Here is a 13,890-nt window from a genome sequence, read left to right on the forward strand (position 1 = left end):
CCGGTTTGGTAATATGAATTACCTAAGTTATAATATATTTCACCATTCTCATACCCTTCCTGCAGAATTGAAGTATAAAGAGTGATAGCTTTAGCAAAGTCACCTTTTTCATATTCAGCATTAGCTTTGTCGCATTCAGTAACAGCAGAAGCTTGCAGGTAAATAAACAGGGTTAATATTATCGTTAGTAGGTATTTCATAGTTTTTCTATTTTAGGTTTACACTAAGGTTCATTATTAGGTTACTTGTTCTTTCAATATCAGTGGTCATTTCGTCAATATTAGGTTTTTCAGGTGAAAATTGAATACTCGATGTTTTTGTAATTATATTTTGTAGTTCTTCGATCAATTCATTTGAGATATTTTTATTTTCTAATACAGTTTTTATGTCATCAAATACGATTCCTGCATGAGAGATGTTGAATTTGTCGCCAAGAAATTTATAAATTGCTTCTTCAAGTGACTTGTAAAATCCCAAGTAATTGTTTTCATTCAAAAAAACAGTTGCAGCTTTTAATCTTTTCTTGGCAAAATTAGAAGCTTTTCTTTTTCTCATTCCTGATACATCAGCTCTTTTCTTTGAGAAAGCGGAATTCAATATATAAGTAATCAATGGTAATAATAAGGATATTAATATGTATATATAGAAGTTAATAAACGTATTGATCTTCTCACTAAGTTTATAAAACTTTTTAGCTGATTTCTTAATATACCTGATATCTTTTGCTAAGACTTCTATTTCCTTTCTTGAATATCCTGAAGAGGAAACAAATTTGCTATTTGCACTACCAGTAACAATGATATTATAATCTTTGTCTTTTAAAGTTTTATATTTTTTCTGCTTAGAATCGAAATAAGAGAATTTAACTCCTTTGATTACATGCTTTCCCGGAGCTCGGGGAACTAAAACATATTCAAAAACAACTTTTCCATCTGTTTTTGAATCTTTGTTCAGTTTTATATCACTCTTTGGATCATATACTTCAAAATCAGAAGGTATTTTAGGTCTTAATTCAGTAATATCTCTGAAATTTCCTTTACCTGAAACAGTTATTTTAAGTGTAATAGCCTCATTAACATCGACGGAATCATTGTCTATAGTGGACCAGAGTTTGAAGTTGCCAACTCCCCCACTAAAACCTTCAGGTTTTGTAGCTACGGGTAATTTATTGACATTGATCTTAATGTTTTTTGATCGTATAGATCTTTCCTTGAAATTACTGAAACCTGAGAACATGTCATCACCGAAAAAGGGATCATCAAAGGCAGATCTACGTCTTTTTTTCTTTTTAGATTCCACAGGTACAGAAGCTATAAGAGGATTAAGTTCATACTCTCCTGATGCAGTAGGAGTTATCCAATAGGATTTTATTGGTAATGTATTGTATTTCTGACCTTTATAAATTCTCTGGACAAGTGATTTACTTTTTTGTTGTGAGTACAGAACATTTTCTTTTACAAATCCTGTCATTTTAGGTTCTTCTGTCAAAGTGGGCATACGAATACCGATACCATCTTTGATATAAAGCACATAATCAACTTTAAGCATTTCACCAACATACGGAGACTTTTCACTCAGTTCTGTAATTAAAAAGATATCTTGAGATTTAGAGCCTGAAACTCCTTTTGAAGAATCAACTACTTTAATATTAACACTGTTAGATTTAAATCTTTTGCCATCTTCAATAATTATTACTGCCGGAATTCTTATATTTCCAATTCTCTTAGGTGCAAATTGATACGTAAGTGAGATTGAGTTTGTAGATTTCCCATTTATAATCGATGTACTATGAGATTGATATGGTCCTGAGATTAATTTAAGGTCTTTTTCAAAATTCGGTTGCTCCATTGAAGCGTTGTTGCTAAAGTTTTCTAGTGTAAGTTCGAGTTCAAAAACATCAGTGTCCAGAACTTCTAAAGCAGATGTTGATAATTTGACGATTCTATTATCAGCAAAAAGCAAAGAAACAGCCATTGTCAGTATCAATAAAAAATATTTTAACTTAAAATTAATCATTCAGCTATGATTTCTTCATTTATTATCAAAATTTTATACTACCGATCTTCTTAATTTGTTCCTTTCAAACAGTGAACAAAATATATAAAAAAAAATACTTCATTTCAAGGTATTTATATTGTAACTTAATCTGGAAACCCCCGAAAAAATATTTTCACTGTGTCATAATGCTTGAAATATAGGTAAAATAAGTACGAAATAAATTGAAATAAGCCTCTAAGTTTGTTATATTATTTGTAGCCAAAACAACCAATAAAACAAAAAAAGAGGCTCAATAATGAATGTAACAAATTTAACCACAAATCTACAAGTAGAAATTTCAAATTATATAAGGAAGTATAACGATCTGAGTAAACCAGCCTACAAATTTCTAAAAGATTCCCTGAATGGTATATTGAGATCAAAAAGTATTTTCATATCAAGAATAGCATCTCACTTACCCGAAAATATTAGTCAAAAGAAAATAGAAGAACGACTTTTATATCATTTTTCAAAAAGAAATACCCATGAACAATTTACTGAGCTTTATTACAGGTCAAATAAAACTGCAATAAAGAGTCAGAGATATCTAATAATGGACGGAAGTGCGATACGCAAAAGCTATGCAGAAAAGATGGAAGGTATAGCTACGATTTATGATGGTTCTTCACGAAAGAAGGATAAATTAGAAAGAGGGTATCACTGGGACAATATTGTTGGTGTAAGTAAAACCGTAGAAAATGAAGTAAACATTTTGCCAATATATTCTGAGATATATAGTAAGAATATAGATAAGGATTATCAGGTAAGTGAAAATAGAAAAATACTTGAAGTTCACAAGTCGTTACAGCCTTACATTAGTCCTGATTCTATTTTGGTGCTAGACAGAGGCTATGACCGTATGACCCTTATAGTTCCGTTCATGGAAAGATCTCAAAACTTTATAATACGACAAACTGGTAAGCGACATCTAATGGATATAGAAGATAATCAATCAATTAGTCTTAAAAGATTATCAAATCGTACAACACTATCACATACCTACACAGTAAATCAAGTTAAGAATGGGAGGAAAAAGCAGAGAATATTTAATACTGGAGCTATCAGAGTCAATTTCCCAAACTGTAAAGACAGCCAATATTTATGGCTAGTAACAGCAAAAGAAAGCGGTAAAGGAAAAACATGGTTTTTATCTTATCTAAATACAGACGATGAAAAAGAAGCTATAAATACCACAATGGAAGGCTACAAATACAGATGGAAAGTTGAAGAATTCCATAGACAGGTAAAGCAAGATTATAACCTGAATAAGATAAAAGTTATGAAATATGACACAATTAAATCTATGGGTACACTATTGTTAATTACTATGGGATTCATAGCTAAATTCTTTAACATGATGAACAAAAGTACTAAATTGAAAATTTTGGAAATAACTAATTTAATTTATAAAAATACTATCGAATGCTTACCGAATTATATTTACTATAAAGCTACAGAAGCTATAAGATTACTTTTAAATATGTTTTTCAAAAGACGAAAATCTAAAAAAGAAATCAATTCTAGCTATAACAATCAACCTTTGTTAGACTTATGAAAATTTTCGGGGGTTTTCAGCTAAAGATACTTTTACACCACAACTTAAATTGAAAGCAAGTGTAAATTACTCAGATAGAACTGAGATCAAAATAATCGCAGGTGTTTCAAGTAATACAACTGATACAGAACCTGAATATACAATTTCATTTCCATATTTTGCTTACCAAGGTGGTGATAATCTTGGAATGGAAGGAACTGTAGATCTTCTTGAACTTGGATTAGATATAAGTCCGTTATTAAGTTATGTTGATACAGGAGTTCCTGCAAAGTTCTTTATCGGAATTGATCAAAAAGATGCAGGTGGTGCTGGCTCAGGTTCTATTGTATCAATGTCTGTGATTGATAACGTTTCTACAGAATATACAAGCACTCAATCAAATATTAATATTGTAACAAATAATATTACATACATGTCAGTTGTTACTTCAGTTCCTTTTGATGCACCAATTATAAACTCTCTTTCTTTACCAGATGCACAACCTGCAGTTCCATATACTGAGATACTAGCTGCTTCAAACGGACTTGCACCATACAACTGGGATATAATCTATGATTACACAGAATTAGAGAACTCCAACGTCTACCCTACTGAAGCGGTTACACTTATTTCAACTTCCGGAGATGATGACGGATTTGCAATTCTTAACCTAGACTTTGATTTCCCTTTTTATGGTCAACTTTATGATCACATTACCATTCTCACTGATGGTTCAATTGTATTCGGTGATGTTTTTGAATATGTTAGAAATGAAGGAGATATTATTGCAACGAAAGCAATAACACCTTACGGAACTGACCTAATGAGCTATCCGGCAGACGGAGATGGTATTTACTATTACATGGATACCGACCATTTAACTTTAAGATGGGTAACATCAATGTGGGACCTTCCTGAAGTTGATCTGGATTTCACCGTTAAGATATATGCAAATTCTGATATAGAATTTTTCTATGGCCCAGTTATGACTAATGATATCGTTTATGGCAGTGGAATTTCTAACGGAAGTAATGCAAATAGTGAAATATCATCTATATCAAATTTCTTTGATCCTATAAATATGAAAACTGCTTTCTCCACAACCGATTTCCCTTATGGAATGACTTTAACTGAAGATGGTATATTCTCAGGAACTTTAGATGGATCTGATAATACTTGGAATGTTAACTTTAGGGTTACTGATGGAAATAATATTTCTTCAATAGAAAGTATTCCATTTTCTCTAACATCAGAACCAACTGATCCACCAATACCACCAAACAATAATATTATTACTATAATAGGCACCAGCGTAGTTCTAAACTGGGATATAGAAACTGGAGATACTGGTTATCATATCTTTAGATCTGAAGAACCATATGCTAATTATGTAAAAATTGCCTCAGTAGGCACCAACACTTATACTGACACAGGCATACTTTTAACTGGTGAAAAGCACTTCTATTATATAACCGCAGATAATGCAAAATAAAAACAAGGAAATATTACAATGAAGAATTTTTTATTAACAATACTTATTTTAGCTTCTTTTGCTTCTGCAGAATTGATCAATAACAATCCTGATCCGAATGGAGAACCATGGTTCTCAGCCGATCTACCTGAACTGACTCTTGAGCAGCAGAAAAAAGTCGATGCAATACCAGTACTTTTACTACCGGAACAGTATAAGAACAGAAAGGAAGAACTACCCTACACTTTAGACAATTCCACCCAACCTTATTTTAGGCCGATATTTAATCAGGTTGGAGGTAGCTGTGGTCAGGCTAGCGGTATTGGCTATGCATATACTTATGAGCAGAATTTTAAACGTGGTACTGCCGCAAATATCACTGACAATCAATATCCGACACACTACACTTATAATTTCCTAAATCAAGGTAGTGGTGGCGAAGGTTCTTGGCATTGGGACGGATGGGATATTATCAAAGCAAGTGGATGTCCAAATGTAACTGATTATGGTGGAATGCTTTGGCCTTCTACTGATTATACGCTTGCCAACTCATTATGGATGGATGGCTATACAAATTACGAAAATGGTATGAATAACAGAGTTTTAGAACAGGTTGCTATGCCTTTGGATACACCTGAAGGACTTGAAGTACTTAAGCAGTGGATGAATGATCATTGTGACGGTTCTACTGCTGGTGGACTTGCAGTTTTTGCTGCTGGTGTAAGCGACACTTACCAGAGAAGTTCACTACCAATAAACACTGAAAATGAAGGTCAAAGTGTAGTTATAAAATGGGATCAAGTTGTAAACCATGCAATGACATTTGTTGGGTACAATGATTCTATACGTTATGATTACAACTTTGATGGTCAATTTACTAATGATATTGACATCAATGGAGATGGTATTGTTGATTTGCAGGACTGGGAGATCGGTGGTCTTAAAATGGCAAATTCATGGGGAGAAGGTTGGGGAACTGATGGATATTCTTGGGTAATGTACAGAACTCTTGCTCTAAGTTTAGCTGATGGTGGAATTTACAATAAGATTGCTCATTCAATCACTACAAGAGAAAGCTTTGAACCAACTTTAAAGTTAAAATCAACTATCAACTACAGTGAAAGAAATGATATTAAGATTATGGCAGGAGTATCGAACGATCTTAACGCAGACGAACCTGAACATACAATCACTTTCCCACATTTTAATTTTCAGGGAGGCGATGGAATAGGTATGTCTGGAGATGGAGATCTACTCGAAATAGGATTAGATATCACTCCTCTTCTTAGTTACGTAACACCTGATTCAACATCGAAATTCTTTATTTGTGTTGAGCATAATGGAAATCTTAGTGGAAGAGGAGAGATTACATCTTTTTCAATCATTGATAACCTTGGTACTGAAACTATGAGTACCCAGACAAACGTAGCTATTTTAGAAGGTATAACCACTTATGCTTCTGTAAATACAACAACTTCCTTCGATAAGGCTGAAATAACTACAACTGATCTTCCATCTGCATCACCTGGAGTTGAATATTCTTATTCATTATCAGCAATAAATGGAACTCCTCCATATTTTTGGGATATGGTAATTGATTATACAGAAGTTGAAAACATCAATTCATTTCCTACAGAAACAATGGACTTGGTAACAGTGACTAACGATGACGATGGATATGCTATTATCGACCTTGATTTCGAATTCCCTTTCTTTGGTAAAACTTATAATTTCATTAATATCTCTACCAATGGTTCTATCTCTTTCGGTGATAATTTTGAAGATGTTAGGAGTGAATCAAATATCAGAGAAACTAGAACGATCGCACCGTATGTAACTGACCTAGCAAGTTATCCTGCTAATGGAGATGGTATATTTTATTATGCTAATGAAAACTATATAATCGTTAGATGGATTACTTCTATGTTCGATTTGCCGGAAGTTAATCTTGATTTTGCCGCAAAGTTATATGCTGATGGTTCGATCGAGTTTTTCTATGGAGGAAAATTTACAACTGGAATAGAATGGGGTGCAGGAATTTCAAACGGAATTGTAACAACTGCCATTATTTCAGACCTTTCAAATACTGATGATCCATCCGGGCTTAAAACTTCTTTCACTACCACACCTTATCCTTACGGTATTGAATTCAGCAGCAATGGTATTTTCAGTGGAGTTATTGATACTGAAGAAACAAGTTGGGATCTTATGTTCAGAGTAACTGACGATAAGAACATTTCTGCTTTTAAAGAGCTTATATTCTCTTCAACTACTGGAATAGAAAACAATGGACAATTTACAATTGATAATTTTCAATTAGAACAAAATTATCCGAATCCATTCAATCCTTCAACTACAATTAATTTCTCAGTTTATGAAAGTGAAAATATGTCACTATTCATTTACAATGTTAAAGGAGAAAGAATAGATGTAGTATTTGATAATAGAGAATTAAATGTAGGCAATTACCGGGTTAATTGGAATGCAGGTAAGGAATATTCATCAGGGATCTACTATTACGGTATAGAAACCGAAAGTGGTATTAAGCAGATGAAAAAAATGACATTATTGAAATAGCATTATATTACTTGACATTTGTACCAAGCTTTGTTATATTTGGCACGAATTATTCTGTTAGAAGGAGGTGATTAAAACAATGATACACGTAAAAATAAGAGACAACGAACCTTTCGAAAGAGCTTTGAAAAGATTCACTAAAACATTTGAAAAAAGTGGTGTTTTGGCTGAACTTAGAAAAAGAGAAAGATACGATAAGCCTACCTGGGTTAATAGAAGAAATAAGATTCAAGCTACTAGAAAACAGCAAAAGCTTACGAGAATGAATAACAAAGGTTTTTAATTCTTGAAACACTTTAAACAAGAATGAATAGGTTTCTAAACCAATGTTTTCAGATTGAAATATTAAAAAAGAGTGAATTAAATTCACTCTTTTTTTTTTGCCTTAGTTTAGTTACATTATAATAGAAATTATTAAATAAGGTAAATAAATGCATTACATCGATATAATAGTCCTTGTTATAATGGGAATCTTTACTGTCATAGGCTTCAAAAGAGGATTTATCACAGAGATATTTCAGATCATAGGATTATTTGCAGCTATTGCTCTAAACACCCCCATCAGCAGGTTAATAAACAATTATGCTAAAGATGCATTAGATACTCACAACGAATTGATCGGTTTTCTTTCAGGAATAATATCATTTACTTTAATATTCTTACTATTTTTTGTAATAGGAAGGATCTTAACTAAAACTACAAATATTATTCTTACATCTTTACCAAATAGAATTGTTGGTGCATTTTTTGGTGGGATCAAAGGTTTTATGATTGCAACAGTTGTACTTCTACTCGTAAGATTGACACCAGTTGGAGATAATTTCATACAAACCAATGTAACACCTGATCTCGACACGGATAATATAATAGAAGAAGGTCTTGATCTTGCCATTGACTTATCCAATGATGATGAAAATATTCAAGCTATAAAAGATTCTCTTGAACAGAAAAAATGGAATAATTCTTTAAATTATGATAAAACAACAAATAGTGATTCCCCATCTTATTCACGATTGGGATATGGTGCGTATAAAATTTCAACACTGATGGACCCATTTGTGGGAAGTGTTAAAAGATTACTCACTGATACTGTGGAAGAAACAAAAGAAAAATTGGATATGTAAAGAGGAGAAATATATTATGGATAACAACTTATCATCAAGAATGTCAAAGATAATAAGACTTTCAAAAGAAATAACCCTCAAGTTAGGTCAGGATACTGTTTATCCCGGTCATCTTATGCTAGGAATCTTACGTGCCAATGAAGGTACTGCTATCAATATATTAAAAAAACTAAATGTTAATCTTATATCTTTACAAAAAGATCTTGAGAACGGTATGATAAAAGAACGAAATATCCTAAAATTAGGATTTGTTCCCATCAGTCATGAAAGTGACAGGGTATTGTCTCAAGCTTCTCAAGAATCAAAAGAACTCAGCAATTTGTATACTGGTAGTGAACACCTATTATTAGCAATGATCAAAGCTGTTAATTCATACTCTGAAAGAATTCTAAGATTCCATGGTGTTACTTATCAGAAAGTAAAACAGATACTTCTTACTGGAGTAAATGGAAAGCAGGAATTTAATATACCTATTGAAGATGAAACTTCACAGACTCCATCTATTGATTCATTCTCTGTAGATCTTACTGAACATGCCAGAAACGGTATGTTAGACCCTGTTATTGGACGAGAAAAAGAAATCAGCAGGATCATTCAGATACTTTCACGTAGAAAAAAGAATAATCCAATCTTAATAGGTGAACCCGGAACAGGTAAAACAGCTATTGTCGAAGGTCTTGCTTTAAGGATAATCAATAGAAATGTACCTACATATCTTTTGGATAAAAAAGTTGTCTCTCTTGATTTGGGGCTTCTTATTGCAGGTACAAAATACCGTGGACAATTTGAAGAGAGAATTAAAGGTATCCTGAAAGAAATTGAAAATGAAAAAGATCTAATTCTATTCCTAGATGAAATACATACTATAGTTGGAGCAGGCAGTACATCAGGATCAATGGATGCTTCAAATATGTTCAAACCAGCTTTAGCCAGAGGTGTTATCCAGTGTATCGGTGCTACAACTTTAGATGAGTATAGGACTACTATCGAAAAAGATGGTGCATTAGAAAGAAGATTCCAAAAGGTCTTGGTTGATCCTTCTACAGTTGAAGAAACAATTGAAATACTAAAAGGTCTTCAACCCGGATATGAAAAACACCATAAAGTAAAGTTCTCTGAAGAAAGCCTTATTGCAACTGCTGAGTTGAGTGATAGGTATATAGCTGATCGATTTTTACCAGATAAAGCAATTGATGTAATGGATGAAGCAGGAGCTAAGAAACATCTTTCTCTGAAAGTACCGACAAAGATAACTGAACTCGAACACATTATTGATACACTTATCAAAGAAAAAGTTCAAAATATTGAAAAACAAAAATTTGAAAAAGCTGCTGAACTAAGAGACAAAATAAATCCACTTAAAGAAGATTTACGTGTGGAAATGGAAAAATGGCATAAGCTTACTTCAACTAAATTTTTAAATATATCTGTAGATGATGTTACAGATATCATTTCTATGATGACATCAATACCAATCAGTAGATTAGCTGTATCTGAAAGTAAAAGACTTCAAAAGATCAGTAATAACATTTCAAAAAAGATCATTGACCAGCAAGATGCAATTGATGCAGTAGTCCGCAGAGTTAAAAGAGCAAGAGCTGGATTTAAAGATCCTGACAGACCAATAGGTTCATTCTTATTCTTAGGACCAACAGGTGTCGGTAAAACAGAACTTGCAAAAGTACTCGCTGAAGAGATCTTCGAATCTGACCAATCACTTATTAAGATAGATATGTCAGAATACATGGAAAAGTTTAATGTATCTAAGATGATTGGCTCTCCCCCGGGATATGTCGGGTATGGAGAAGGTGGTCAACTCAGTGAAAAGGTCCGTAGACACCCTTATTCAGTTGTTCTCTTTGATGAAATTGAAAAGGCGCACCCAGATGTTTTCGGTATGCTACTTCAAGTACTAGATGAAGGTAATCTTACAGATGGAAACGGAAGAAAAATAGACTTTAGAAATACTATAATAATATTTACATCCAATGTTGGAAATGATTCACTAAAAAATTCTGACAATATCGGATTTGGATCAAATATCAGTTTCGATGAAAAACAAAAGAATATGAAAAATAGTTTAAATAAAAGTATCAGTAAACATTTCAAACCTGAATTTCTAAATAGGATCGATGAAACTATTATTTTTAATCACTTATCCGAAAAAGCAGTAATGAAGATCATTAATAACCGAGTTAATGAATCAAAAAGTAAGCTTAAATCGAATAACATTCATTTGGAAGTCTCTCCATCAGTGATAAAATACATCATGAAAGAATATTATGATATTGATAATGGAGCAAGACCGTTAAAAAGAGCTGTTGAGAATATTATTCAGGATCCAATTGCTGAAAATATTATCTCTGGTAAATTTTCATATGGTGATACAGTAAAGATCACTGTGAAAAATAATTCAGTTGTTTACCAAAACTTAAAATCCAAAAAGAAACAAAAAGCTAAATAATGTAATATTCAAAGGTAACAGTAACTTCTACAAGGCTATGTGAACAACCTGTTTATAAATTCAATATTTTTTTTATTTTTTCTTAAGATTTTTCTTGACAGGATTTAGTAGCTAAAATCAGTATTTGGTTAATTAAATAATAGCTATTTTCAATGTTGTGTGTGCTTATTTAGGCTGAAATGCGACCGTTTTATTAAAATCAATGCTTTGTTAGTATATATTAACTTTAATGCCCTATTCTCAAAACAATTCTGTAACTTATCAAATTCTCATTACTTTGGATAGCATTGTGAACTACCATGTGAACAAGTTGTAGATAAATCCATATACTTACAAATATTGCAAACTACTTCTTAGAATAAAATAAGGCTTATTATTGTATGCTTTTCTGCATCTTTCGATGCTTTCGAGCTAAATTAATTGTTTCTGCATCTTTCGATGCTTCATACTTGCTTCAAAATAAAATTCACCGTAAGGAATATATCCAAGCTTTGCATAAAAATTCATTGCATGGACTTGAGAACCAAGATAAACTTTCTTGATACCTTCCTCTTTGGCGATCTCTTCAAGTTTTTCCATGATCTTCTGACCATAATGCTTTCCCCGATACTTTTCAAGGACAGCTATCCTGCCAATATGACCATCTTTCTCCATTCTACCTGTTGCAATAGGATTATCATCAACAGTTATCAATGCATGAAAACACTGAGGATCTTTACCGTCTATCTCTATCTCTATAGGAACATTCTGCCCTATGACAAAAACGATATTCCTGACTTGAACGATAGATTCTTTAAAATCTTCATATTTTACTTGAATTATTTTTTCCATAGGTGTGTAAATTATTTTATATAAAACTAAAAATCAAGTTAAAACTGAATTAATTTAAATTTATAGTAATATAAAGAGTTTGACAATTAGTAAGTAATTATGTAGTTTTTAAACTTACAATGTTAAGATACAGAAGAAAAAAACGCCATATGGCGTTTTGTGATTTTGATTAGCCTTAATCAGAAAATAAATACGACATTCGTATATCCGTTTCGATTAGGCACGTTCTGAAAATAAATACGACATATGTCGTATTTTCAGACGTTATCATCAATCACAACTCTAAATGTTAAAAAAATGCTGTTACGCTAAAAAAAATGAAGGCTCAATATGAAAAAGATAATATTAGTTGCAGTTTGTGTTTTAATAAATATTTATCTATTTGCAAATGATGGGACATACTTAGTTAAAGGTAGTATACTTTATCCTACGAATGAAACAAGCATCTCCATCGAAAAAGAAATTTTGTCTTTTGATGTAAGAGATAGAAAAGCTGTTGTAAATATATATTTTGAATTTTTCAATCCTGATTCCGTAAACAGAAATCTCACAGTAGGTTTTCAGGCTCCATCATATCATCACGATGCAGGTATAGAAGGTCCGAAACCAAAGATTAAAGATTTCAAAATTCAGTTTGAAAACAAATTGCTACCATATAAAATTACTTCAGCTAACTGTGAAGATTGTGAACTTAAATATAAATCCGAAGAGGATTTTCTTAATACAAATGGTATATTTGTATACTTGTTCGAAGTGTCTTTTAAACCTGGGATTAATAAAATTTATCACAGTTATGAATTTCCTGCGAGTAGAAGCGTAATATATGATCAAATATACAACTATATTTTAAAAACAGGTGGCAAATGGGCAGATGGTACAATCAAAGATTTCACTCTGAATATTGACATAGGCAAAAACAAATATTTTTATATTAATGATATTTTTGGTGAAAACGCAATTTGGAATATTATTGGAACAGGCAGAATTTCCGATTTTAATAAATTCAGCAATAAATACATTAGAATTATTTCCGGTATTCTTCAAGTTAATGTATCTAATTTCAAACCAACATCTAATCTTGAATTCGGAATAAAATCAAGTAAAACTGTTACTATTTATAGACTCCAGAATGAAATATTTTCTGATAAATTATCAAACGCCTTAGAATGTTTAGCTGGTAGTACTGAAGGATGCAAAAGATATTTTGATAGAATAATTTATTCTGAGGAAGAATTGAGAATTTTAAGAAATGTTGTATATGCTCAATACGGTTATAAGTTCAAAGATGAAGAATTATTAAAATATTTCAATCAATTCGATTGGTATTTTCCAGATCCACATTTAGAAATAGAAAAAATTACTCTAACACAGAATGAAGATGAATTTATTAAGATGATTCAAGAAAGAGAATCCGAATTGAAGAAATCGGAATAATTTATTAAGAAAAAACATTTAGAGTTGTGACAGATGATAACATTGGCAAAATATCAATGGTTACTTGGAGATTTAACTCGTTATGACACCACTGCTTTTTGCCATGACCGTTATCATCAATCGCAACTCTAATTAAATATAAAAGACAAATTGAGCCTATTGAAGTAAAATCAAATACCAGAACAAATATAAAATAAAATATTTTTTCATAAAATGTAAGTTTTATACATCATCCCCTTTTTTAACAACTCCTTATTCCGTAGCTAAATAAATGTAAATGTGTACTTTAAGTATCACAAATAATCTGTACCCTTTGTCAAGGACAATGATAAAAAGGGGGTTGTTCTAAAAGTTGACTTCTGTATTCAACAGGAGTCAACTTTTTCAAATCCCATTGTGGTCTATCATTGTTATAGTA

The 13,890-nt window shown here is 31.9% G+C and carries 11 protein-coding genes; 7 read left to right on the forward strand and 4 right to left on the reverse strand.

The features are described from left to right. Together PF572_03190 and PF572_03195 are read right to left on the reverse strand one after the other, a co-directional pair. A partial coding sequence (locus PF572_03190; protein ID MDA3840069.1) for a hypothetical protein occupies positions 1–200 on the reverse strand: 200 nt, incomplete at its 3' end. 7 nt (positions 201–207) lie between these two features. Further along, entirely contained in the window at positions 208–2,016 is a 1,809-nt protein-coding gene (locus PF572_03195; protein ID MDA3840070.1) for a BatD family protein, read from the reverse strand. Between the two features lie 277 nt (positions 2,017–2,293). Between PF572_03195 and PF572_03200 the strand changes: the two genes are divergently transcribed. The 6 genes from PF572_03200 (at position 2,294) to PF572_03225 (ending at position 11,207) form a co-directional block, all read left to right on the forward strand. Further along, positions 2,294–3,592 (forward strand): transposase, encoded by a 1,299-nt coding sequence (locus tag PF572_03200; protein ID MDA3840071.1) that lies wholly within the window; start codon positions 2,294–2,296, stop codon positions 3,590–3,592. 49 nt (positions 3,593–3,641) lie between these two features. After that, complete coding sequence (locus PF572_03205; protein MDA3840072.1) at positions 3,642–5,063, forward strand: hypothetical protein; 1,422 nt, start codon at positions 3,642–3,644, stop codon at positions 5,061–5,063. 18 nt (positions 5,064–5,081) lie between these two features. Further along, positions 5,082–7,619: a T9SS type A sorting domain-containing protein gene (locus PF572_03210; GenBank protein MDA3840073.1), complete on the forward strand. Its 2,538-nt coding sequence runs from the start codon at positions 5,082–5,084 to the stop codon at positions 7,617–7,619. A gap of 79 nt (positions 7,620–7,698) precedes the next feature. After that, positions 7,699–7,902: a 30S ribosomal protein S21 gene (gene rpsU, locus PF572_03215; protein ID MDA3840074.1), complete on the forward strand. Its 204-nt coding sequence runs from the start codon at positions 7,699–7,701 to the stop codon at positions 7,900–7,902. Positions 7,903–8,050: 148 nt separating this feature from the next. Further along, the gene (locus tag PF572_03220) at positions 8,051–8,743 is read left to right on the forward strand and encodes a CvpA family protein (protein MDA3840075.1); all 693 of its coding nucleotides are present in this window, start codon (positions 8,051–8,053) and stop codon (positions 8,741–8,743) included. A gap of 16 nt (positions 8,744–8,759) precedes the next feature. Next, positions 8,760–11,207, forward strand: a complete 2,448-nt coding sequence (locus PF572_03225; protein ID MDA3840076.1) for an ATP-dependent Clp protease ATP-binding subunit — start codon at positions 8,760–8,762, stop codon at positions 11,205–11,207. Between the two features lie 411 nt (positions 11,208–11,618). On the opposite strand, the gene PF572_03230 is transcribed toward PF572_03225, so the two are convergent. Then, a complete protein-coding gene (locus tag PF572_03230) occupies positions 11,619–12,038 on the reverse strand; it encodes a GNAT family N-acetyltransferase (protein MDA3840077.1) in 420 nt (139 codons plus the stop codon). Positions 12,039–12,368: 330 nt separating this feature from the next. Here PF572_03230 and PF572_03235 point away from each other — a divergent pair, with 330 nt between their 5' ends. Beyond that, entirely contained in the window at positions 12,369–13,472 is a 1,104-nt protein-coding gene (locus PF572_03235) for a YARHG domain-containing protein (GenBank protein MDA3840078.1), read from the forward strand. A 316-nt stretch (positions 13,473–13,788) separates the two neighbouring features. On the opposite strand, the gene PF572_03240 is transcribed toward PF572_03235, so the two are convergent. After that, positions 13,789–13,890 (reverse strand): IS3 family transposase (locus tag PF572_03240; protein MDA3840079.1); only part of this gene is annotated, 102 nt, incomplete at its 5' end.

The sequence above is a fragment of the Patescibacteria group bacterium genome, assembly GCA_027858235.1.
Classification (GTDB): domain Bacteria; phylum Patescibacteriota; class Patescibacteriia; order Patescibacteriales; family BM507; genus BM507.

Excerpts from the sequence above, each read along its gene's own strand:
- PF572_03195 (MDA3840070.1), bottom strand. The coding sequence starts at position 2,016 with ATGATTAATTTTAAGTTAAAATATTTTTTATTGATACTGACAATGGCT.
- PF572_03200 (MDA3840071.1), top strand. The coding sequence starts at position 2,294 with ATGAATGTAACAAATTTAACCACAAATCTACAAGTAGAAATTTCAAAT.
- PF572_03210 (MDA3840073.1), top strand. The coding sequence starts at position 5,082 with ATGAAGAATTTTTTATTAACAATACTTATTTTAGCTTCTTTTGCTTCT.
- rpsU (MDA3840074.1), top strand. The coding sequence starts at position 7,699 with ATGATACACGTAAAAATAAGAGACAACGAACCTTTCGAAAGAGCTTTG.
- PF572_03220 (MDA3840075.1), top strand. The coding sequence starts at position 8,051 with ATGCATTACATCGATATAATAGTCCTTGTTATAATGGGAATCTTTACT.
- PF572_03225 (MDA3840076.1), top strand. The coding sequence starts at position 8,760 with ATGGATAACAACTTATCATCAAGAATGTCAAAGATAATAAGACTTTCA.
- PF572_03230 (MDA3840077.1), bottom strand. The coding sequence starts at position 12,038 with ATGGAAAAAATAATTCAAGTAAAATATGAAGATTTTAAAGAATCTATC.
- PF572_03235 (MDA3840078.1), top strand. The coding sequence starts at position 12,369 with ATGAAAAAGATAATATTAGTTGCAGTTTGTGTTTTAATAAATATTTAT.